Annotated in this window: 21 protein-coding genes; 11 read left to right on the plus strand and 10 right to left on the minus strand. The window is 67.1% G+C overall.

The genetic code is table 11. The annotated features are described in order from the left end of the window. Nucleotides 1-128: 128 nt before the first annotated feature. From HF690_RS13080 to HF690_RS13105, 6 genes are all read right to left on the minus strand, one after another. Entirely contained in the window at nt 129-572 is a 444-nt protein-coding gene (locus HF690_RS13080; protein WP_168609756.1) for a DUF1801 domain-containing protein, read from the minus strand. Between the two features lie 12 nt (nt 573-584). Next, on the minus strand, nt 585-1073 hold the full coding sequence (locus tag HF690_RS13085; protein ID WP_113065711.1) for a DUF2165 family protein: 489 nt from the start codon (nt 1071-1073) through the stop codon (nt 585-587). A 230-nt stretch (nt 1074-1303) separates the two neighbouring features. Then, nucleotides 1304-1777: a GNAT family N-acetyltransferase gene (locus HF690_RS13090; RefSeq protein ID WP_113065712.1), complete on the minus strand. Its 474-nt coding sequence runs from the start codon at nt 1775-1777 to the stop codon at nt 1304-1306. 36 nt (nt 1778-1813) lie between these two features. Continuing rightward, nucleotides 1814-2398, minus strand: coding sequence for a DUF1003 domain-containing protein (locus HF690_RS13095; protein ID WP_113065713.1), 585 nt, complete (start codon nt 2396-2398; stop codon nt 1814-1816). Between the two features lie 35 nt (nt 2399-2433). Beyond that, a complete protein-coding gene (locus HF690_RS13100) occupies nt 2434-3021 on the minus strand; it encodes a GNAT family N-acetyltransferase (RefSeq protein ID WP_168609757.1) in 588 nt (195 codons plus the stop codon). 137 nt (nt 3022-3158) lie between these two features. After that, nucleotides 3159-5603: a S9 family peptidase gene (locus HF690_RS13105; protein WP_168609758.1), complete on the minus strand. Its 2445-nt coding sequence runs from the start codon at nt 5601-5603 to the stop codon at nt 3159-3161. 146 nt (nt 5604-5749) lie between these two features. Between HF690_RS13105 and HF690_RS13110 the strand changes: the two genes are divergently transcribed. From HF690_RS13110 to hemC, 5 genes are all read left to right on the plus strand, one after another. Further along, nucleotides 5750-7921, plus strand: coding sequence for a prolyl oligopeptidase family serine peptidase (locus tag HF690_RS13110; RefSeq protein ID WP_240151766.1), 2172 nt, complete (start codon nt 5750-5752; stop codon nt 7919-7921). A 180-nt stretch (nt 7922-8101) separates the two neighbouring features. Further along, nucleotides 8102-8800 (plus strand): alpha/beta hydrolase, encoded by a 699-nt coding sequence (locus HF690_RS13115; protein WP_168609759.1) that lies wholly within the window; start codon nt 8102-8104, stop codon nt 8798-8800. 50 nt (nt 8801-8850) lie between these two features. Then, the gene (locus HF690_RS13120; protein WP_168609760.1) at nt 8851-9903 is read left to right on the plus strand and encodes a sensor histidine kinase; all 1053 of its coding nucleotides are present in this window, start codon (nt 8851-8853) and stop codon (nt 9901-9903) included. After that, nucleotides 9900-10607 (plus strand): LytR/AlgR family response regulator transcription factor, encoded by a 708-nt coding sequence (locus tag HF690_RS13125; protein WP_168609761.1) that lies wholly within the window; start codon nt 9900-9902, stop codon nt 10605-10607. The genes HF690_RS13120 and HF690_RS13125 overlap by 4 nt, the downstream gene beginning before the upstream one ends. A gap of 90 nt (nt 10608-10697) precedes the next feature. After that, on the plus strand, nt 10698-11618 hold the full coding sequence (gene hemC, locus HF690_RS13130) for a hydroxymethylbilane synthase (RefSeq protein ID WP_168609762.1): 921 nt from the start codon (nt 10698-10700) through the stop codon (nt 11616-11618). A 72-nt stretch (nt 11619-11690) separates the two neighbouring features. Here the strand turns inward: hemC and HF690_RS13135 are convergent, their stop codons facing one another. Together HF690_RS13135 and HF690_RS13140 are read right to left on the minus strand one after the other, a co-directional pair. Next, nucleotides 11691-12515 (minus strand): DUF481 domain-containing protein, encoded by an 825-nt coding sequence (locus tag HF690_RS13135; protein ID WP_338042921.1) that lies wholly within the window; start codon nt 12513-12515, stop codon nt 11691-11693. Nucleotides 12516-12639: 124 nt separating this feature from the next. Beyond that, complete coding sequence (locus tag HF690_RS13140) at nt 12640-14571, minus strand: SLC13 family permease (protein WP_193568507.1); 1932 nt, start codon at nt 14569-14571, stop codon at nt 12640-12642. Nucleotides 14572-14702: 131 nt separating this feature from the next. Here HF690_RS13140 and HF690_RS13145 point away from each other — a divergent pair, with 131 nt between their 5' ends. Continuing rightward, nucleotides 14703-15686, plus strand: coding sequence for a helix-turn-helix transcriptional regulator (locus tag HF690_RS13145; protein WP_113065722.1), 984 nt, complete (start codon nt 14703-14705; stop codon nt 15684-15686). Between the two features lie 17 nt (nt 15687-15703). After that, nucleotides 15704-16696 carry a patatin-like phospholipase family protein gene (locus tag HF690_RS13150; protein ID WP_113065723.1) on the plus strand — a complete coding sequence of 331 codons (993 nt, stop codon included), beginning with the start codon at nt 15704-15706 and terminating at the stop codon, nt 16694-16696. Nucleotides 16697-16723: 27 nt separating this feature from the next. Here the strand turns inward: HF690_RS13150 and HF690_RS13155 are convergent, their stop codons facing one another. Beyond that, the gene (locus HF690_RS13155; RefSeq protein ID WP_168609764.1) at nt 16724-17440 is read right to left on the minus strand and encodes a glycosyltransferase family 2 protein; all 717 of its coding nucleotides are present in this window, start codon (nt 17438-17440) and stop codon (nt 16724-16726) included. Between the two features lie 159 nt (nt 17441-17599). Between HF690_RS13155 and HF690_RS13160 the strand changes: the two genes are divergently transcribed. Genes HF690_RS13160 through HF690_RS13175 form a run of 4 tightly spaced genes read left to right on the plus strand, consistent with a single transcriptional unit; the run spans nt 17600 to nt 20044 of the window. Continuing rightward, nucleotides 17600-17911: a BufA1 family periplasmic bufferin-type metallophore gene (locus HF690_RS13160; protein ID WP_113065725.1), complete on the plus strand. Its 312-nt coding sequence runs from the start codon at nt 17600-17602 to the stop codon at nt 17909-17911. Between the two features lie 3 nt (nt 17912-17914). Continuing rightward, nucleotides 17915-18781, plus strand: a complete 867-nt coding sequence (gene bufB / locus HF690_RS13165; RefSeq protein ID WP_168609765.1) for an MNIO family bufferin maturase — start codon at nt 17915-17917, stop codon at nt 18779-18781. Beyond that, entirely contained in the window at nt 18756-19559 is an 804-nt protein-coding gene (locus tag HF690_RS13170; protein WP_168609766.1) for an HvfC/BufC family peptide modification chaperone, read from the plus strand. The genes bufB and HF690_RS13170 overlap by 26 nt, the downstream gene beginning before the upstream one ends. Next, entirely contained in the window at nt 19556-20044 is a 489-nt protein-coding gene (locus HF690_RS13175) for a DoxX family protein (RefSeq protein WP_168609767.1), read from the plus strand. Before HF690_RS13170 ends, HF690_RS13175 begins: the two co-directional genes overlap by 4 nt. A 90-nt stretch (nt 20045-20134) precedes the next feature. Here HF690_RS13175 and HF690_RS13180 read toward each other — a convergent pair whose 3' ends face one another. After that, a complete protein-coding gene (locus HF690_RS13180; protein ID WP_113065815.1) occupies nt 20135-20515 on the minus strand; it encodes a VOC family protein in 381 nt (126 codons plus the stop codon). Nucleotides 20516-20553 lie beyond the last annotated feature (38 nt).

The raw sequence follows: 20553 nt of genomic DNA on the forward strand, positions 1-20553 counted from the left end.
AGTGCCGAGCGATGCGTGCGGCCCTACATGCATCCATACGCGGCCGGCAGTCCCAAGGATGCACGAAAGGCGACGCAAAATGTGATTTGCGTCAACATTATGCAGGCCGTGGCGGGTATCTCGGCGCGTCAGCAACCGTGGGGCGCGGTGCGGATGCCGCCGTGACGCCGGCCGATTTCGGTGAAGGCGCCGGCGATCAGGGCCTCGAGTGCCGCCAGGTCGACCTGGTCGAGGCGGCGGACGTAGAGGCAGGATTTCCCGCGGCGGTGTCTGCCGAGTCGTTCGAGTAGCGCCTCCTGGCCGGGAAAGTCCGCCATCAGATAGATGCTGATTGCATCTTTGCGGGGGGCGAAGCCCGTGGCGAGGAAATCGCCTTCGCGTCCGGACGCGTAGCGGTAGTGATAGCTGCCGAAACCGATCATGCCGGGCCCCCACATCACCGGATCGTGACCGGTGATGCGGCTGAAGATCGCCAGCAGGTCACGACATTCCGCGCGGCGGTGCTCATCCGTCACGGAAGCGAGGAAATCGTCGACCGGGATGTGTGTGGGACGGTTCTTGTTGGTAGTCATCGGGTGGTGCGTTCAGTCGTCCGCGTGCTGGACGAAAAGAAGGATGAGTCCTGCGGTGACGGCATACACGAAGGCGTCCTTGAAGGAGCCGTCGCCGATCTGGGTCTGCCACATCTGGAACCACGCGCCGCCGAGCACGATGAAGCCACCGAACCAGACCACCATCGCCATGCCCGGTCCCAGCACGGCGTATTTTTTGGCGCTGTTGAAGCCGATGGCGGGCTGGCCGCGCGCGGCCCACAGGTCCCATGCTCCCTTCAGCGAGAGCGCACCGACCAGGAATTCACCGCAGAGGATCAGCACGAAGACCAGACTGGCCCACATCGGTCCCGACAGCACCGGTGCAATGTGGTGCGGGTAGATCGCATGGTCCTGCATGCCGATCACATAGGAGATGGCGCCGACGCCTGCATGCCAGTTGGCCAGATTGCCGGCGACGTAGAGCCAGCCCTGCAGGCCGACGAAGGCGACGAGAACGAGCTTCAGATAGCGGATGGCCATGATGCGCTCCTGTGTTGGATCGAACGACGGGAAATCGGACCAAAGTTGCGCGAACCGGAGGTTCGGCAGCCGGCATGCGGCGGCGGTCGAGCCGAGCGATGCATGCCGCGGACATGCCCCGCATCGAGGTATAGAGCGTGTCGTGCGCCGCGGCAAGCGCTGGCCGTTCGGCCATGCGGCCTAGCAAGGAAGTCGGAATCGGTGTGCGGAACAGCCCGCTGTGCGACGGCTCAGCGCGAGTCGGACAGCCGTTTGGTCATGAACACGCTGTTCGGGTCCGGCCGGTAGGCGGCGAATGGCGGGCAGGGCGTGAAGCCGTGACGTGCGTACAGCGCACGCGCGGGCAGGAAGAAATCCATCGAGCCGGTTTCGAGGCTGAGCCGGGTGTAGCCGCGGCGCCGGGCTTCCTGTTCGATGTGCTGCAGCAGCATCGAACCGACGCCCTGTCCGCGGCAGGCTGCGTCGATGCGCATGGACTTGATCTCTCCGTGCTCGGCGTCCAGCGCCTTCAATGCGCCGCAACCGATCAGCCGGCCGTTGCGATGGGCGGTCCAGAAGGTGATGTCCGGTGCGCGCAGGCTGTCCAGATCCAGCGCGTGCTTGCTTTCCGGCGGCGACACCGCGCGCATGTCGCGCAGGTGCTCATCGAGGAGGCAAGCCACGTCCGGGCCGAGGCGGGTGTCGATGCGGATATCGGGAAGCATGGTCGGATTGTGCGTGCGAGGGTGTGGAAGAGCATGTCAGGAAGAGCTTGCGGCAAGCCGTTGCTGCAATGCGCCGATCATTTCTTCCTGACGACGGGCGATCTCCAGCAGTTCGGTGAGTTCGGTTTCGCGGGTCGCGTTGATCTTTTCATGCACCTGCAGAATTTCCAGCTCGGCGCGGACGTTGACCTCGTAGTCGTTCTTGGCCTGCGCGCGGTCGGCGTCGGCCTGCCGGTTCTGGCTCATCATGATGACCGGCGCCTGCAGCGCAGCCAGGCACGACAGCGCCAGGTTCAGCAGGATGTACGGATACGGATCGAAGGCCTGCTTGTGCAGCACGAAGCTGTTGAAGACCATCCATGCGGCGAGGAAGAACAGGAACAGCAGGATGAAGGTCCAGCTGCCGCCGATTTCGGCGATGCGGTCGGACAGGCGCTCGCCGAAGCTCATGCTCTGATCGAATTCCTTCAGCACATTGCGTGCGATGTGCTTGCGGCGGATGAAGCGTTCGACGATCTCGCGCTCGTCCGCCGGCAGCTTTTCCAGCTCGGTTTCCATCAATGTGCGCGCGGTCGCCTGTCGGTCGACCCAGGGGCGGGGAATGCGGGGCGTGATGGGCATGGCGGGCTCCAGACGTCGAGGGCAAGCCGGGGAGTCTACTCCGTCCGGCTTCGAGGCCGCGCGCCGTTGGGTGCGTCGCGGCCGCGTGAAGGCAGGTTCAGCCCGTACAGCAGGATGTCCTCGAAGCGCCCGTTCTTGCGCAGGTGCTGCGGCAGGCGGCCTTCCTGTTTCATGCCCAGTTTTTCCATGACCCGTGCCGAGCCTGGATTACGCGCCAGGCAGTGGGCGACGAACCGGCTCAGCCCCCACGCTTCGTGGCCGAACGCGAGAAGGCGCGCGGCGGCTTCGGTGGCGTAGCCCTGGCCCCAGTGCTCGACGCCGATCCAGTAGCCCAGCTCGGCGCGGGCATCCGGGCGGGACATCCCGTTCAGCGAAACCGTGCCGACCAATCGCGCATCGCGGCGCAGTGTCACGGCGAACACGGCGCGAAGGCGGGCAGCGAAGTCGGCCGGGTGCTGTGCGATCCAGGCTTCGGCCGCGCCATCCGGGTACGGATGCGGAATGTGCGTGGTGGTGTCGGCGATGCGCGCGTCGCCGGCCAGTCGCTGCACCGCTTCCGCATCGGCGGCGGCGAACGGGCGAAGCACGAGGCGTTCGGTGGCGAGGGTCGGCTGGCGCGTCATGGGCGGTTCGGCACGTTGCAGCGTTTCATTTGAGCATGTCGGTCATTGGTGCGTCGCATGCCGGGCCAGAAAAAAGAACGGGCCGGGCTCGCATGCGCAAGCCCGGCCCGTGCCGTGATTCCGAATCACCCGGGACGTCAGGGTTTGGCGGCCGCCGTGTCCTTGTCCTTCTTGTTCAGCACGAAGCGCGTGAACAGGTCATGGATGCGCGTGTATTCGTCGCGCCAGGAATCGGCGTGGACGAAACCGTGGCGCTCCATCGGATACAGCGAAATCCAGAAGTTGTGCTTGTGCAGTTCGATGAGGCGCTGGTACAGGCGGATCGAGTCGGTCGGCATGACATTGTTGTCGATCAGGCCGTGGCAGATCAGCAGCGGGTCCTGCAGGTTCTGCGCATATTCGATCGGTGAGCTGATCTTGTAGGCCTCGGGATCGAGCTGCGGATCGTTGAGGATGTTCGAGGTGTACTCGTGGTTGTAGCTGGTCCAGTCGGCCGGCGGACGCAGCGCCGCGCCAGCGGCGAACTGGCCAGGTGCGCGCAGCAGCGCCATCTCGGTCATGAAGCCGCCGTAGCTGCCGCCGTAGATGCCCACGCGCTGCGGGTCGGCGTGGTAGTGCTTGACCAGCCAGGCCTTGCCGTCGAGCAGGTCTTCCAGCTCCGGATGGCCCATGTGACGGTAGATCGCCGTGCGCCAGTCGCGGCCGTAGCCTTCCGAGCCGCGGTAGTCCATGTCCAGCACGACGTAGCCTTCCTGCGCGAGCAGGTTGTGGAACATCTGCTCGCGGAAGTAGTACGACCAGCCCTTGGTGACGTCCTGAAGGTAGCCGGCGCCGTGCACGAACAGCACGGCCGGGTGCGGCTTGGAGGCGTCGTAGTCGGCGGCCTTGTACAGCTTGGCGTAGATCTTGAAGTCGCCGTGGCTGGACGGCACCTGCACGATCTGCGGCTGGATCCAGCGCATGGCCTTGTACTTCGCCGTGCGGGTGTCGGTCAGCTCGCGGCCGCCGGTGCCATCGACGTTGATGACGGCGAGCTGGTCGGGCACGTAGGCCGACGAATGCAGCACGGCCAGGCGCTTGCCGTCGGGCGACAGGCGGAACGGCACCGGGGTTTCGACGTCGTACATGCCTTCGTAGGCGGTCACGCGTTCGAGATCGCCGCCGCTGCTGCGCACGCGGTAGACGTCGTAGGCGTACGGCGCCTGCTTGTTGGCGAGCACGTAGAACCACTTGCCGTCCGGCGAGGGCTGCGGCGTGCGCACTTCGAAATGGCCCGAGGTCAGCTGTTTGGCGCGGCCGTTCAGGGCCTTCACGTACAGCTGCGCATAGCCGCTCTGCTCGCTTTCGTACCACAGCGTGTGGCTGTGCGGGACGAAGCCGAAGCCGTTGTAGTTCCAGTTGATCCAGGCCTTGTCGTGCAGGCGGTGCTGCGGCACCAGCTTGTGCGCGGCGAAGTCGACGCTGGCGATCCAGCGGTCCTTGTTGTCGATAGCACGGAACATCACGGCGGCGGCGCGGCCGTCGTCGCTCCAGGTCAGTGTGGCCGGGCCGTAGTCGGCGATGCGCACGCCGCGGGTCTTGGGTGCGTCGAGCGCCTTGGCCTCGGCATCATGGCCCTGCTTGCGCAGTTCGGCCTGGCGCTTGGCGCGCAGCGCGGCCAGCGGGTCGTCGTGGATGCCGGGCAGGGCGTTCAGGGGCAGCGCATACTGCTTGTGCGCGTTCAGGTCGAGCAGCACCAGCGATTGCGGCGCGGGGTCGTTGCGGCCGACATAGGTGCGCGCTTTCTCCGGGTGGATGTAGCCCGAATCGGTGACGTAGTGGTTGACCACCGGCGACTTGCCGGCGTCGTAGCCCTTGGGCTGGGTGACGACGATCATCCAGCGGCCGTCCGGCGACAGCTCGGTGTCGGCGATCTGGACGCCCTTGCCGAGCCAGAACGGCTGCGCGGCGCGGGTGGCGTCGGTGCGGTCGAGTTGCGCGTCGCGCTGGCGTTCGGCGTCCTTTTCGGCCTTCATGTGGCGCAGCGTCGAGAACAGGCTCAGCTGCAGGCGCTCCATCTGGTCGGGCTTGGCATCCTGCGGGTTGTCGGCGGTTTTCAGTACGGCGACGCTGGCCGTGGTGCCAGTGCGCAGGTCGTAGGTGCTCCAGTCGTTGCCGGCGCGGTACTGCACGGTGTCGCCGTCGGCGCTCCACTGCACGCCGCTTTCCTTCTGCGCGGTGCGCGTGACCTGGATCAGCTTGTGCGTGGCCAGATTGCGCACGAAGACGTCGCCGTGGCGCAGGAAGGCAGCGCGCGTGTGCTGGCGGTTGAGGATCGGTGCGCCGTCGGCCTGGGCCTGCTGCGCGCCATCGAGTTTCACGCTCTGGCCGCTGACCGGGTCGACGCGATAGAGGTCGCGGATGTCGCTGCCCTTGCGCTTGAGCCGGTAGTAGATGAACTGGCTGTCGGCGCTCCAGTGCGGCGATTCGACGGCCGGACCGATCCAGTCCGGATTGGCCATGATCTGGTCGACCGTGAGCCGTGCGGCCAGCGCGGGCGCGCAGGTCAGCGCCAGCGCGGCGAAGAAGGCAATGCGACGCATGCGTGTTTCCCCAGTGCGAACAAACCCCGAGGATACCGCCTCGATTCGCCGTTGCGCGCGCCATGTGCCGAAAGTCAGGGGTCGAGCAGGAGCGCGCATGGCGCTACGCTTCGGAGCCTGTGCAGTCCGTTGGAGGTGTCATCACCATGCGAGTCTTTCCGCTTGCCGTCCTTGCGGCGTTGGCTATGGGGGCGGGCGTCGCCCATGCCCAGGACAGCGCCGTGCATACCCGCTCGTCCACCGAGATGACCTTGCTCGATACCAAGGCCCCGCCGCCGGACGTGCCGCCGCCGCACACCGCGCGCCATGCCGCCAGCAGCACGCTGCACGGCGTCGTCGTGCAGGACCCGTACCGCTGGTTGGAGAACCCGGGCGATCCGGCGGTGCAGCGATGGATCAAGGCGCAGAACGGCTATACCGAGCATGTCATCGACGCCATGCCGGGCAACGCGGCGCTGAGCAAGCGCGTGCGCGAACTGGCGATCACCTCGACCACGCGTTCGGCGCCGGAGATGGCCGGCGGCACGCTTTTCTACATGCAGGAGACGCCGCCGCAGCCGCAGCCGGTGCTGATGGCGCAGGCCTGGCCGAACGGCAAGGCGCGTGCGCTGGTGGACCTGAATAAGGACGGTGGCGGCGAGGCGATCACCGCCTACTGGCCCTCGCCCAGCGGGCGCTATCTGGCTTATGGCACCGCCAAGGGCGGCAGCGAACTGACCACCATCCACGTACTCGACGTGAAGACCGGCAAGCGGCTCGACGACACGCTGCCGTACGCCGGTGGCGGCACCACGCCGCAGGCGCTGGCCTGGGACGCGGACGAGCACGGTTTCGTCTATGTGCGCTTCCCGGTGCCGCCGACCGGCAAGAAGGTGAAGCAGTTCAATGCCGAACTGGTGCATCACGCGTTGGGTAGCCAGGCCGACACGGACAAGGTCGTCTTCGGCAAGGGCTATTCGGCGGTGGCCGAATATCGCCTGTTGAGTTCGCCCGGCGCGAAGCGGCTGGCGATGCTGGCCAACATCGGTGACGGCGGCGCGGCGGAAGTGTACCTGCGCCGCGACGGACACTGGAGCAAGCTGCTGGGGCGCCGCTCCAACGTGCGCGGCGCGGCCTGGGTCGGCCAGCGTCTGGTGCTGCTGGAATACGCCGACGCGTCGCGCGGACGCCTGCTGGTGCGCGAGCCGTCCGGCGAACTGCACGTGCTGTTGAAGCCGGGCAAGGGCGCGGTGCAGCGCGTGACGCCGATGGGAGACGGCTTTGCGGTGGTGCGCAGCTGGGGTCCGGACTGGTGGATCGATCAGTACGACGACCATGCCAAGTTCGTGCGCCGCGTGCCGTTGCCCAAGAGCGGCATCGGCATCGGCGGCATCGCGGCCGAGCACGGGCGCGATCACGCGCTGATCAGCTACGGTGGCTGGAGCTTGCCGTCGCGCTGGGTCGATTACGACACCAAGACCGGTGCGCTGAAGACCGTGTTCGAAGTGAAGCCGGCGACCGATGCCTACGCCAAGGTCCGCGTGCAGCGCGTCGAGGGCGTGTCCCGGGACGGCACGCACATTCCGGTGACCGTGCTGTCGATGCCGGGCGTGACGCCGAACGGCAAGCGGCCGACCATCCTGTACAGCTACGGCGGCTTCGACATTCCCATCGCGCCGCGCTTCATCGGTCCGTACATGGCCTGGCTGGAACATGGCGGCGTGCTGGCCTACGCCAACATCCGCGGTGGCAACGAGTTCGGCGAGTCCTGGCATGCGCAGGGCCAGAAGCTGCACAAGCAGAACGTGTTCGACGACTTCTACGCCGCCGGGCAGGCGCTGAAGAAGGCCAAGTGGACCGATACCGCGCATCTGGGAATCATGGGCGGCAGCAACGGCGGCCTGCTGATGGGCGCGCAGATCGTGCAGCATCCGAAGGCGTATCGCGCGGTGGTGTCGATGGTCGGCATCTACGACATGATCCGCCACGAGACCAACTTCGCTAACGGCAAGTACAACGTCAGCGAGTACGGTTCGGTCTCCAATGCGGCGCAGTTCCGCGCGACGCTGAAGTATTCACCGCTGCAGAACGTGAAGCCGAAGACGGCCTACCCGGCCGTGTTGATGACCACCGGCGCGAACGACCCGCGCGTGGCGCCGTGGCAGTCGCGCAAGTTCACCGCCGCGCTGCAGAACGCCAGCGACTCGGGACAGCCGATCCTGTTGCTGACGCGCATGAACGCCGGTCACGGCATCGGCGCGCCGTTCGCGCAGCGCGTGGGCAACACCGCGCTGGCGCTGAGCTTCTTCGCCGGCGAGCTGGGGCTGGACGTACACTGACCGGGAACGCTCCGGCCACGGCGTGATTGCATGTCGTGGTCGGAACGCCGCATGGCAAACAAAGGGCCGGGGCAACCGCTTCGGCCCGATCATGCCCATGCAGTCAAGGTGCGGCGCACGCACTGAAAAAGTTCTGCCGAAGACGCTACGCTTGGCTTTTGTGATGCCAAGAAAGAAGTCATGACGCTGCTTGAAACCGTAGAAAAAGAGACCGCTCCGAACCCGACCCACAGCGTGATCTGGCTGCATGGCCTGGGCGCGGACGGCAACGACTTCATGCCGATCATTCCGGTGCTGACGGCGCCGGAGTGGCCCGCGTTGCGGTTCGTCTTCCCGCATGCGCCGGTGCGGCCGGTGACCGTCAACGGCGGCATGGCGATGCGTGCCTGGTACGACATCAAGGGCATGGACATCGCCGACAAGCAGGATGCGGAGGGCATCCACGCGTCGATGCAGGCGGTCGAGGCGTTGATCGCGCGCGAGATCGAACGCGGTGTGCCGGTCGAGCACATCGTGCTGGCGGGTTTCTCGCAGGGCGGCGCGATTGCCTTGAACGCCGGCCTGCGCCATGTGCAGCGACTGGCGGGGATCGTCGCGCTGTCGACCTATCTGCCGCTGGCGGAGTCGCTGGCCGACGAACGCAGCGCGGCCAACGCCGACACGCCGATCTTCTGGGGACACGGCAGCCAGGATCCGGTGGTGCCGCAGGCGCTGGGCGAGCAGTCCCGCGATGCGTTGGCGCAGCTCGGCTATGGCGTGGACTGGCACAGCTATCCGATGGCGCACCAGGTCAGTGTCGAGGAGATCGCCGATCTGCGCGGCTGGCTCGGTGAGCGGCTGTGCGCGACGCAGGCGGCGGACGCCGGCGCAAACGGGTAGAGTGCTCCCATCTCCTGCGCCGACCGGGGCGGCATGCAGACGATGAAGCCATGAACCGCGACCATCGAGACCGCGACGACACGCGTGTGCCGCTGCCGGATCTGTGCAGCATGCAGGGCCTGTTCGCCCTGGTGCTGGTGGCGGGCATCACGATCACGGTGATGCAGCTGGCGCCGGGCGCACGGCCTGGCTGGCGCGCCTTCAGCGTCGGCATGCTGTTCGCGGTGTGGCTGTCGGTCGTGCTGGCGGCTTCGGTGTGCATGCTCCGGCCCTGGTTCGAGCGGCTTCCGTCGACGCTGCCGTATTTCGCCGTCTGGTCGTGGATGGTGGCGATGACGGTGTTGCTGAGCGCGTCGATCGGTTGGATCGATCATGCGTTGCAGCTTGGCCTGACGCATCAGACGACCTCGCGTTTCACCCTGATAAACGGCACGCTGGTGGCGCTGATCGCCGCGGCCCTGCTGCGCTATTTCTACGTGCTGATGCAGTGGCGCGCGCGGCTGGCGGCGGTATCGCGCGCGCAGGTGCAGGCCTTGCAGGCGCGCATCCGGCCGCATTTCCTGTTCAACAGCATGAACACGGTCGCGGCGCTGGTGCGGGTCGATCCCGCCGCGGCCGAGCGCACGGTGGAAGACCTCGCCGACCTGTTCCGCGCGGCGCTGGCCAGCGACAGCGAAGGCACGTTGGGCGAGGAGCTGGACCTGGTCGACCGCTACCTCGACATCGAACAGCGCCGCCTCGGCGACCGTCTGCGCGTACAGCGCGACATCGTCGATCCGCCGACCGACTTCACGCTGCCGCGCCTGCTGTTGCAGCCACTGGTGGAAAATGCGGTACGTCACGGCATCCAGCCCAGCCGCGAGGGTGGCACGGTGCGTATCGCGGTCAGCGCCGACGCACACGAGGTCCGCATGGCCATCGACAACTCCGTGCCGCGCGAGCCGGTCACCACGCTGGACGAGGACGGTCACGGTCACGGTCACGGCCTGCACAGCGTGCGCCAGCGCATCGCCTACCATTACGGCGAGCGCGGGCGGCTGATGGTCGAGGACGCGGACGGACGCTACACGGTGCGCGTGATCCTGCCCCGGAGTCCGGCATGAAGATCATCATCGTCGACGACGAACCGCTGGCGCGCGCGCGCCTGGAGGCGCTGCTGGGCGAGTGCGAGGACGCCGCCGTGATTGCCAGCGTCAGCGACGGCGAAGCGGCTCTGGCGACCTGCATGCAGGCGCAGCCGGATCTGCTGCTGCTGGACATCAATATGCCCGGCATGGACGGTACGGCGCTGGCGCAGCGGCTGGCGCGGTTGCCGCGTCCGCCACAGGTGGTGTTTTGCACCGCCTACGAACAGTTCGCACCGCGCGCCTTCGAACTCGGTGTGGTCGACTACCTGCTCAAGCCGGTGCGCCTGGAACGGCTGCGCGAGGCGCTGCAACGGGCGCGTCTTCGCATCGACGCGGCGCCCGGCGCGGCGCCGGCGCTGACTGCGCGCTCGCGCGACGAGGAACGCCGCATTCCGCTGGCCGAGGTGATCTTCCTGGTCGCCGACGAGAAGTACGTCACCGTGCATCACGACCATGGTGAGGCGCTGATCGAGGACTCGCTGCGCCAACTGGAGCAGGCCTGGCCCGAGCACCTGCTGCGCGTGCATCGAAACTGCCTGGTCGCCAGCGCGCGCCTGCTGGGTATCCGCACGCTCGATGACGGTCGCAGCGTGGTGCGGCTGGCCGGCACCGAGCAGACGCCGGAAGTCAGCCGCCGCAGCCTGCCCGCGGTGCGCCGCCATGTGCGTGGCGATACCTGAGCGCGCCGCATGGCGGTGGAGCCATGCGAACGCGGATCGTAGAATGCGGGTTTGCATCGCGTGACCGCGATCGCCCCAACCGGATTCCCGATGACAGCCCACACGCTCCGAATCGCCACTCGCAAGAGCGCGCTTGCCCTGTGGCAGGCCGAACACGTCGCCGCCCTGCTGCGCAAGGCGCATCCGCGCCTGAATGTGGAGCTGGTACCGATGAGCACGCGCGGCGATCAGGTGCTGGACCAGCCGCTGGCGCGCATTGGCGGCAAGGGCCTGTTCCTGAAGGAGCTGGAAGTGGCGATGCTGGAGCGGCGTGCGGATATTGCCGTGCATTCGCTCAAGGACATGCCGGCTACGCTGGAGCCGGGCTTCGCCATTGGTGCGATCTTGCCGCGCGCCGATGCGGCGGATGCCTTTGTCAGCGCACATTTCGAGCGCCCCGGCGATTTGCCGGAGGGCGCGCGTGTGGGAACCTCGTCGTTGCGCCGCGCTGCGCAGCTGCGCGCCCTGCGGTCGGATCTCGACATTCGCGATCTGCGCGGCAACGTCAACACGCGGCTGGGCAAGCTCGATGCCGGCGACTACGACGCGATCATCCTGGCCTGCGCCGGGCTGGATCGATTGGGATTGGGCGAGCGTGTCCGTTCGCGGCTGCATGCGCCGGACTGGCTGCCTGCGCCGGGGCAGGCGGCGATCGCCGTCGAGCTTCGCGAAGGCGACCGGCGCATCGCCGAGCTGCTGAAGCCGCTGGACGATGCCGAAACCCGCCTTGCGGTGGGCGCCGAGCGCGCCATGAATGCCGCGCTCGGCGGCAGTTGCACGGTGCCCGTCGGCGCCTGGTGCGTGGTGGGCGAGCGCGGCCTGACCCTGATGGGACTGGTCGGTGACGTCGCCAGCGGCCAGGTGGTCCGCGCACGTGCCGAGGCCGAGCTGGACGGTGCTGCCGCGCTGGGCAGAAACGTGGCGCAGATGCTGCTCGATCAGGGCGCCGGGGCGTTTCTCGAACCGCGCTGATCGACTTCCAGGACATGCGCCGGAGCGCGTGCGGCGCGCTCCGGCGAAGTTTTTTCGCGTGATCTCAGGCGATCAGAAGTTGTAGACCACGTTGGTGGTGTACAGCTGATCCTTGTGCTTCACGCCAGGCTCGACGTTGCTGTTGTAGCGCAACTGGTAGCCCAGTTTGATCGCGAGCTTCTCGGTCATGCTGACCGACAGGCCGGCGTCGTTCTGGTAGTAACGGTTGCTGGAGCCCGCTTCGACCAGCAGCGTGTTCTCGAGCTTGGTGTTGGCCGTCAGCTGGTACTTCCAGTTGATCAGACCGCGCAGCACGCCTTCGTCTTTGACCGGCGACGCCACCTTCATGCTCTGGCCGTTGACGGTGACGGTCTTGTCGGCGGGGCGGTAGCGCTTGTAACCGGGGCCGGCTTCGAACGACAACTCCGTGCGCGCATTCTTCAGCGCGATGTAGCCGTAGCCGACCGAGACCACGCCCTGCCACAGGTTGGAGCCGAACTCGTCGTGCTCGTAGCGGCCCGCGGTCACCACGTAGCTGCGCGGGCTGAACTTGTAGCCGACCGAGGCGCCGCCCTCGTAGCGGTTGGCGGTGGTGGTGTATTGCGCCACGCTGTTGCCGTTGGCATCGGTCACGGTGACGTTGCCTTTCGAGCGCAGGCCGGTCAGGTAGAAGCTGTCCTTCCAGAGCTCGGTTTCCTTCTTCAGGCTCAGCTTGGCGTTGAGGTTCTCGGTGCGTGAATTGCCGCGTGCTGCGGCGTAGCCGAGTTCGCCGCTGCCGGACCAGCCGCCGCTGTTGGTGGCGTCGCTGGAATTGCTGCTGGCGGGGTTGTCCTGCGCCATCGCGGTCAGCGGCAGTGCCAGGGACAGGGCGATCAGTAGGCGTGAAACGTGATTCATGTCGTCCGTTCCGGGGTTGGGGGGATTTTATGAGGGCCGCGGCCGCCGGGGCCGCGCAGATCAGCAGGCAGGGTACGTCATGGCCGTCGCTGCCTTCCAGTGATGACCGGGGCGACCGTTCAGCTCAGGGATGGAACGGCCAGAACAGCGGAATCAGCCACATCGACAGGGCGCAAAACAGCCCGATTAGCGGAATGCCCATCTTCATGAAGTCGGTGAAGCGGTAGCCGCCGGCGTAGTACACCATGGTGTTGGTCGGGTAGCCCACAGGCGTCGCGAACGAGGTCGCGGCGGCGAAGGCGACGGCGACCACGAAGGGCTGTGCGCTGACGCCGATGGCGTGCGCCACCGAAATGGCGATGCCGACCATCAGCACCACGGCCGGGTTGTGGCCCATCAACTCGGTCAGCAGCGCGGTCAGCAAGTAGACCATCAGCAGCGCGCCCAATGGACTGTGGTAGCCGACCAGGCTCATCGCGCCCTCGACCACGGTATGCGACAGGCCGGTCTTCTCGATCGCCGTGCCCAGCGGAAGGATCGCGCCGAGTAGGACGATGATCTTCCAGTCCATGCCTTCGTAGACGTCCTTGGTGCCGAAGCAGCCGGTCAGCGCCATCGCCGCCGCACCGCACACCGCGGCGATCGGGATCGGTAGCAGCTTCAGCCCGGACACCAGCACCACGGCGGCGAGAATGGCCACGGCGATCACGGCCTTGCGCGGAATCGGGCGCACGCTCTCACGCTGGCTCAGCACGATGAGATTCTCGTCGGCGCGCAGGCGCGGCATGGCGGCTTCGTCCACAAGCACCATCAGCACGTCGCCGACCGCCAGCGACACGTTGCTGAGCTTGTCGCGCAGGATGTGACCACGGCGATGGATGGCCAGCACCGTCGCGTCGTAGCGCCAGTTCAGCGCGGTTTCGCCGAGGCGGTGGCCTTCGATCGGACTGGCCGGCGCGACCATCACCTCGGCCACCACGCGCGGCGTCTCGCTGGCACCCCGCGCATAGCGCGCCTCGGGTGCATTCTCCAGGTGGGCGCGGTTGCGGAAGGTCTCGATCTTGTCCCAGCTGCCGCGCACCAGCAGCACGTCGTCGACCTGCAACTTCTGCGAGCGCGGCGACCACATGCGTCGTTCGCCACGCAGCAGCTCCAGCGGATACACGCCGTGGTTCTCGCCCAGCACGGCTTCGGCGATGGTCTGGTCGAGCAGGGAGGACTTCTCGGTCACGCGCAGCTCGGTGACGTACTTGCCGATTTCCTCGTTCTCCTGCTCCGGCAGGTTGCTCTCGCGCGGCAGCATCCAGCGGCCGATCAGCATGATGTAGGTGATGCCAGCCACGGCCAGCAGCGCGCCCAGGCCGGTGAATTCGAAGACGTTGAAGCCGGGCAGGCCGCCGTCGCGCGCCAGGCTGTCGGCGAGCAGGTTCGACGAGGTGCCGATCAGCGTGCATACGCCGCCCATCTGCGCGGCGTAGGCCATCGGCATCAGCACGCGCGAGGGCGACGTGCGGGTCTGCGAGCACACGCGCAGCGCCAGCGGCAGGAAGGTGGCGACCAGCGCGATGTTCTTGATGAAGGCGCCCAGCGGCGCGATCACCAGCATGATCGCCAGCGTCAGCAGCCAGGGTTTTCGGATGCGCGTGAGCAGACGCGCCAGCGGTTCGAGTACGCCGGAGCGCTCGATGCCGAGGCTGAGCGCGAACATCGCTGCCACGGTCACGGTCGCCTCGTTGCTGAAGCCGGACAGCGCTTCCGCCGGCGTGACGATGCCGAGCACGGCCAGCGCCGCCAGCGCCATCAGCGCGACCACGTCGATACGCACGCGCTCGCTGGCGAACAGCGCCATGGTCACCACGATGATGGCGACGGTGGCCCAGGCCTGCCAGCTCACGGACGTGGCTCCCGGTGCGGGGTCGTGGAGCGACCGCCAGGCATGATGGCGATACGGATGTTCAAAGCGACGTTCTCGGCGATCCGAAGGGAGGTCGTGCCGCAACCATGCTAGCGGACCGCGCGGCGTTCGGCACCGGCATGCGGTCCGTGCGTCGGGCATGGGCGGATAGGGAGGCGCATTTTCGCACAGTCCGCCATGCGCAGCGCGGGTGCTTCCGGCGCGAAGCCGGTTGTGGGAGCATGGAAGGCCCGGTGTACCCACGCCCCACGTCCACTGATGGGAACGCGACCATGGATCGATACGAACGCATTCTCACGCTGCATCGCCTGCTCAAGTCGGCCCGCTATCCGGTCACCCTGTCGCGGCTGATGGACGAGCTCTCCTGTTCGCGCGCGACGCTGTACCGAGACATTGCCTTTCTGCGTGACGCGCTCGGCGCGCCGGTCGAGAGCGCAGGAGGCGAGCACGCCGCGTTCCGCTACGAGGCGGGCGAGGGCGACCGCTTCGAACTGCCCGGCCTGTGGCTGACCTCCGACGAACTGTCGGCGCTGATGGCGCTGCAGGCGCTGGTGCAGCGCTCCGATCCGGGCGTGCTGTCGGGCGCGCTGGCACCGATCACCTCGCGCATCGAGCGGCTTCTGGCCGATCACGCCGGTGGCAAGAAACTGCCCGTCGAGCGCATCCGCGTCATCAATTACGGTGCGCGAAAACTGGATCAGCATGCGTTCCGCGTCGTTGCCGGCGCGGTGCTGGAGCGCTGCCAGCTGCGTTTCCGCTACCGTGCGCGGACCACCGACGCCGACAGCCGTCGCCTGGTCTCGCCGCAGCGCCTGACGCACTACCGCGACAACTGGTACCTGGATGCCTGGGACCACGATCGCGAGGCGCTGCGCAGCTTCGCCGTCGACCGCATCGTCGATGCGCACGCGCTCGACGAGCCGGCGCATGAAGTCGCGGAATCCGAACTCAACGACACGCTGGCGTCGAGCTACGGCATATTCGCCGGCACACCCAAGGCCTGGGCCACGCTGCGTTTCTCCTCGCATGCGGCGCGCTGGGTCGCCGACGAACACTGGCATTCGCAGCAGCAGGGCCAGTGGCTGCCGGACGGGCGCTACGAGCTGAAACTGCCGTATTCGAATTCGCGCGAACTGCTGATGGACATGCTCAAGTACGGCCCCGACGCCGAGGTCGTGGCGCCGGCCCCGCTGCGCGAGGAGATGAAAATCCTGCTGCAGCTGGCGCAGGGCGTGTACCAGTCGCCTCCGCGCTGAACACGGAGAGCGTTCTTATGGGCACCGCATCGACCTCGCTCGCCGCCGTCAAGGATGGCCGGCCCACGCGTATCGCACTGGCGCTGGGCGCCGGTGGCGCCAAGGGGCTGACCTACATCGGCGTCATCGAGGAACTGGATCGTCGCGGTTTCGAGATCGTGGCCATTGCGGGCAGTTCGATGGGTGCGCTGATCGGCGGCATCTATGCAGCCGGCAAGCTGGACGTCTACCGCGACTGGGTCTGCTCGCTGGCGCGCATCGACGTGTTGCGACTGGTCGACTGGACACTGTCCGGCGGCGGGCTCATCAAGGGCGAGCGCATCATCGAGACGCTGCGCGAACTGATCGGCGAGATCGACATCGGCGATCTGCCGATGGCCTACACGGCCGTGGCCACCGACATCGACCGTCGTCGCGAGATGTGGCTGACCGAAGGCCCGCTGTTCGATGCCATCCGCGCGTCGATCGCGATTCCGTCCATTTTCCGCCCGCATCGCATCGACGGTCGGCGGCTGGTCGATGGTGGCCTGCTCAACCCGCTGCCGGTGACGCCGTTGCTGAGTGCGTCCTGGGACTACATGGTCGCGGTCGGGGTCAACGGCCCGATCGAAGCGCTGCCGTCGACGGCCGACATCGATGCGCACGAACAGGAACACGAGGACGCCGACAGCTACCGCAAGCGCATCGCCGATTTCGTCGGCAAGATGATGCCGAAAGGCGAGGAGAAACCGCGCGAACAGGGCGCGCTGGAACTGCTCAGCCTGTCGCTGGATCTGATGCAGGCCAATCTGGCGCAGCTGCGTCTGGCGGCCTACCAGCCGGATCTGCTGATCGAGATGCCGGCCAATGTGTCCACAGCCTACGAATTTCATCGCGCACGCGAACTGATCGAGCTGGGGCGTATGCGCGCCGGCCGCATTCTGCAGAACTGGACGCCGCATCATCTGCACGGCAGCCACGCATCCGTGGACGACGCCGAGGCCGACCCGGACGAATCCGCATCGACCTGACGCACGGTCTCGCGACCGCGCGGGGACTCAGTGTTCCTCGATCCCGGTGCGCTTGGAGCGCTTGATCAGCCAGGCCACGCCGCGCAGGTCGGAGATGCCGACGATGGCGCGGCCCAGATTCGTGTACTTGGAGCTGCCGGCGTTGCGCGCGCGGTGGTTGACCGGTACCGACTTCACCTTCCAGCCGGCACGCTGCATCAGTGCGGGCAGGTAGCGGTGCATGTGGTCGAAGTAGGGCAGGTCGAGGAACGCGGCGCGCTCGAACAGCTTGATGCCGCAGCCGGTGTCCGGGGTCTCGTCGCGCAGCAGACGGCTGCGCAGGGCGTTGGCGAAGCGCGAGCCCAGGCGCTTGCTGGCCGTGTCCTTGCGGTTCACGCGCCAGCCGGCGAACAGCTTCACGTTCGGGTCGGACGCATCGCGTTCGGCGATCAACTTGGGAATGTCGGCCGGATCGTTCTGACCGTCTCCGTCCAGCGTGGCGATCCAGGTGCCGCGCGCGGCCTTCACGCCGTTGCGCACGGCGGTGCTCTGGCCGCTCTGTTCCAGGTGGTGCAGCACGCGCAGTTCCGGGTGTTCGGCCTTCTGCGCCTGGAGTACGTCCCGGCTGTCGTCGCTGCTGCGGTCGTCGACGTAGACCACCTCGTAATCGACCTTTCCGCGCAGGGCGGTGGCGATTTCGGCCAGCAGCGGGGGGATGTTGTCGCGCTCGTTGTAGACGGGCACGACCACGGACAGATCGGGCATGGGCTTGTTCCGCGAAGGGTTCGGCTGTGCATTATCGCGCAAGCACGGCTTCGGCGCAGGCCATTCGGCCGATGCGTGTAAGGAATCCGTCCGAGTCCGGGTCCCCTTGCATGCCGGCGCTGTGCCGGCGTCCGACAAAAATGCCAAGGGAGACGACCCATGCAAGCCAACACCATTCTGAAATCGACCCTGATGACCCTGCTGGCCGCCGGCGCCATCGGCACCGCCGCGAGCGCGCATGCGGGCGACAAGATGGGCCACGACAAGCTGGTCAAGTGCTATGGCGTCAACGCGGCCAACAAGAACGACTGCCAGTCGCCGGGTCATTCCTGCGCCGGTCAGGATTCCAAGGCACGCGATCCGCACGCTTTCGTCGCGGTGCCGGCCGGGCTGTGCGAGAAGCTGGACGGCGGCTCCACGAAGCCGGGCGGCGCGATGATGGAACACGACGGCATGATGAAGAAGAGCTGATCCATGCCGCTGTCGCACACCTCGTGCGTGCGCCCGGTCCCGACGGCCGTCGGGATCGGGCTGCGTGCCCCGCATCACGATCACGTCATGGCGCAGCGGCCGGCGGTGCCGTTCTTCGAGCTGCACAGCGAGAACTTCTTCGCCGCCGGCGGGCCGAATCGCGAGTTGCTCGATGCGTTGCGCGCGGACTACCCGCTGAGTCTGCACGGCGTGGGCCTGTCGCTGGGCGCGGCCGATGCGCTGGATGCCGATCACCTGGCGCAGTTGCGCGCGCTGGTCGCGCACGTCGAGCCGGGGCTGGTGTCCGAACACGTGTGCTGGGGCGCGATCGACGGTCGCCACTACAACGACCTGCTGCCGCTGCCGTACACCGAGGAGGCGCTGGCGCTGATGACGCAGCGCGTGCAGCAGGTGCAGGAGATGCTGGGCCGGACGATCCTGGTCGAGAACGTCTCCAGCTACATCCATTTCACCCATTCGACGCTGCGCGAATGGGAATTCCTCGCCGAGCTTTCCCGGCGTAGCGGCTGCGGCCTGCTGCTGGACGTCAACAACGTCTACGTCAACAGCGTGAACCACGGCTTCGATCCGCTCGATTTCCTCGATGGCGTCCCCGGTGAGCGGGTCGGCGAGATGCACCTGGCCGGCTTCACCCGCAAGCAGGGGCTGGGCGGCGAGCTGCTGATCGATTCGCACAACCGCCGTGTCGACGATGCGGTGTGGGACCTGTACGTCTCCGCTGTGCGGCGCTTCGGTCCGAAACCGACCCTGATCGAATGGGATCAGGATCTTCCCGATTTCGCGGTGCTCGAGGACGAGGCCCGCATCGCCACGGAGCATTTGTATGCACGCGCCGCCGTCCCTGCATGAGCTGCAACGCGCCTTCGCCGCAAGTCTGATCGAGGGCGATGCACCGATGCTGACGCCGTGGGTCGCCGCGCGCGGCATCGATCCGCAGGCGCGGCTGCGCATCTACCGCAACGCCGGCTACGCCATCCATGTCGAGGCGCTCGAAGCCGTATTCCCGGCGGTGCGCGCCTTGATTGGCGAAGAAAGCTTCGACGGTCTGGCCACGCGTTACACCGCGCGTCGCGGAAGCGACGGCGGCAACCTGCAGCATTTCGGTCGCGACTTCGCGGCGTTCCTCGGCGCGCAGCCGGAACTGGCCGGGTATGCATGGCTGGTCGACGTCGCGCAGCTGGAATGGCTGCGCCAGGAGGCGCTACTGGCCGCCGAGCATCCTGTCGCGGATATCGAGGCGCTGTTGCGCGCGCTCGACGAGGTGCCCGCCGAGCGACTGCATCTTCCGCTGCAGCCGCACGTGCGTGTGCTGCAGGCCGCCGTGCCGGCGCTGGACCTGTGGACCTGGGCGCGCGACCCGCAGGGCGATGCACCCGATCCGCGCGGCGCGCCGCAGAGCGTGCTGCTCTGGCGCCACGCGACGCAGATCGTCATGCAGCCGGTCACGCCCGACGCTGCTCGTTTCCTGCAGGCCCTGCGCGAGGGACGTCTGCTGGCCGAAGCGCTCGGCGCGGACGCCGATCCCGCGCGGTTGCCCGCATTGTTGCAGCCCGTATTCGAGCACGCCCTGCTCGCCGCATCCACCGTTCACGCGGCCGACACGACCGCCCCGGAGGCTCTGTCATGAATGCACGCATCCTGCCCTTGTGGGCGCGCACCACCGGACTGCTCGAAGGACTTTCACCGCTGGTTCTTCTGCTGTTCCGCCTGTTCGTCGCCGTCGCCTTCTGGCGCGCCGGCGTGGTCAAGATCGACGACCCCACCGGTACCCACTACCTGTTCTCGGAGGAATACCAGGTACCGCTGCTGTCGGCCTCGGTCGCCGCGTTCCTCGGCACCTGGGTCGAGCTGATCGTGCCGTGGTTCCTGGCGCTGGGACTGGGCACGCGACTGATGGCGGCGTTTCTGTTCGTGTACAACCTCATTGCCGTGATCTCGTACCCGGCGCTGTGGCCGAACGGCTTCTGGCATGGCCTGATCGGCAGCGATTTCGCCGATCACAAGGCCTGGGGCCTGATGCTGCTGGCGCTGGTGGCGTGGGGAGCGGGTCGCTGGTCGCTGGATGCGTTGCTGAGTCGGGTGCTGAAGTCGCGTGCTGCGGCCCACGCCTGACTCGCTCGACGCACGGAGAGTCCGAGGCCGGCGCGATTTTCCGCGCCGGCTTTTTTCTGCTCTGTCCGCGTGCTTGCGGCGCAGGAGCGATCAGGCCATCGAGTGCAGCCCGAAAAGGTTACCTTCGGTGTCGACGATCAGCGAGATGAAACCGTAGGGACCGATCGACATCTTCGTGCGCTGCACCGTGCCGCCGGCCCCGGCTACGCGGGATTCCTCGACCGCGCAGTCCTCGCAAGCGAAGTACACCACTGTGCCGTTGCCGCCGGCGGCGACGCCGGCCATCTTCACCAGCGCGCCGCCGGCGCCGTAGCGTTCCATGTCGGAGGGGAACGCCTGCATCTCGATGCCACTGTCGTTGGGGTCGTTCAGGCGTTCGAATTCGACGCCGAAGACGCTGGCGTAGAAGGCCCGTGCCCGAGCCATGTCGTGGACGTAGATCTCGAACCATCCCACCGGATTGCCGTGCATGATCGCGCCCTCCACGTATGTGAGGGCGCAGTCATAGC

The sequence above is a fragment of the Oleiagrimonas citrea genome, from assembly GCF_012395255.1.
Classification (GTDB): domain Bacteria; phylum Pseudomonadota; class Gammaproteobacteria; order Xanthomonadales; family Rhodanobacteraceae; genus Oleiagrimonas; species Oleiagrimonas citrea.

What these genes read in the sequence shown, in the direction of transcription:
- HF690_RS13160 (WP_113065725.1), top strand. Translation starts at nt 17,600, where the DNA reads ATGCAAGCCAACACCATTCTGAAATCGACCCTGATGACCCTGCTGGCC.
- HF690_RS13080 (WP_168609756.1), bottom strand. Translation starts at nt 572, where the DNA reads ATGACTACCAACAAGAACCGTCCCACACACATCCCGGTCGACGATTTC.
- HF690_RS13150 (WP_113065723.1), top strand. Translation starts at nt 15,704, where the DNA reads ATGGGCACCGCATCGACCTCGCTCGCCGCCGTCAAGGATGGCCGGCCC.
- HF690_RS13120 (WP_168609760.1), top strand. Translation starts at nt 8,851, where the DNA reads ATGAACCGCGACCATCGAGACCGCGACGACACGCGTGTGCCGCTGCCG.
- HF690_RS13110 (WP_240151766.1), top strand. Translation starts at nt 5,750, where the DNA reads ATGCGAGTCTTTCCGCTTGCCGTCCTTGCGGCGTTGGCTATGGGGGCG.
- HF690_RS13140 (WP_193568507.1), bottom strand. Translation starts at nt 14,571, where the DNA reads ATGCCCGACGCACGGACCGCATGCCGGTGCCGAACGCCGCGCGGTCCG.
- hemC (WP_168609762.1), top strand. Translation starts at nt 10,698, where the DNA reads ATGACAGCCCACACGCTCCGAATCGCCACTCGCAAGAGCGCGCTTGCC.
- HF690_RS13135 (WP_338042921.1), bottom strand. Translation starts at nt 12,515, where the DNA reads ATGAATCACGTTTCACGCCTACTGATCGCCCTGTCCCTGGCACTGCCG.
- HF690_RS13115 (WP_168609759.1), top strand. Translation starts at nt 8,102, where the DNA reads ATGACGCTGCTTGAAACCGTAGAAAAAGAGACCGCTCCGAACCCGACC.
- HF690_RS13100 (WP_168609757.1), bottom strand. Translation starts at nt 3,021, where the DNA reads ATGACGCGCCAGCCGACCCTCGCCACCGAACGCCTCGTGCTTCGCCCG.
- HF690_RS13095 (WP_113065713.1), bottom strand. Translation starts at nt 2,398, where the DNA reads ATGCCCATCACGCCCCGCATTCCCCGCCCCTGGGTCGACCGACAGGCG.
- HF690_RS13125 (WP_168609761.1), top strand. Translation starts at nt 9,900, where the DNA reads ATGAAGATCATCATCGTCGACGACGAACCGCTGGCGCGCGCGCGCCTG.
- HF690_RS13105 (WP_168609758.1), bottom strand. Translation starts at nt 5,603, where the DNA reads ATGCGTCGCATTGCCTTCTTCGCCGCGCTGGCGCTGACCTGCGCGCCC.
- HF690_RS13175 (WP_168609767.1), top strand. Translation starts at nt 19,556, where the DNA reads ATGAATGCACGCATCCTGCCCTTGTGGGCGCGCACCACCGGACTGCTC.
- HF690_RS13155 (WP_168609764.1), bottom strand. Translation starts at nt 17,440, where the DNA reads ATGCCCGATCTGTCCGTGGTCGTGCCCGTCTACAACGAGCGCGACAAC.
- HF690_RS13145 (WP_113065722.1), top strand. Translation starts at nt 14,703, where the DNA reads ATGGATCGATACGAACGCATTCTCACGCTGCATCGCCTGCTCAAGTCG.
- HF690_RS13170 (WP_168609766.1), top strand. Translation starts at nt 18,756, where the DNA reads ATGCACGCGCCGCCGTCCCTGCATGAGCTGCAACGCGCCTTCGCCGCA.
- HF690_RS13085 (WP_113065711.1), bottom strand. Translation starts at nt 1,073, where the DNA reads ATGGCCATCCGCTATCTGAAGCTCGTTCTCGTCGCCTTCGTCGGCCTG.
- HF690_RS13090 (WP_113065712.1), bottom strand. Translation starts at nt 1,777, where the DNA reads ATGCTTCCCGATATCCGCATCGACACCCGCCTCGGCCCGGACGTGGCT.
- bufB (WP_168609765.1), top strand. Translation starts at nt 17,915, where the DNA reads ATGCCGCTGTCGCACACCTCGTGCGTGCGCCCGGTCCCGACGGCCGTC.
- HF690_RS13180 (WP_113065815.1), bottom strand. Translation starts at nt 20,515, where the DNA reads ATGCACGGCAATCCGGTGGGATGGTTCGAGATCTACGTCCACGACATG.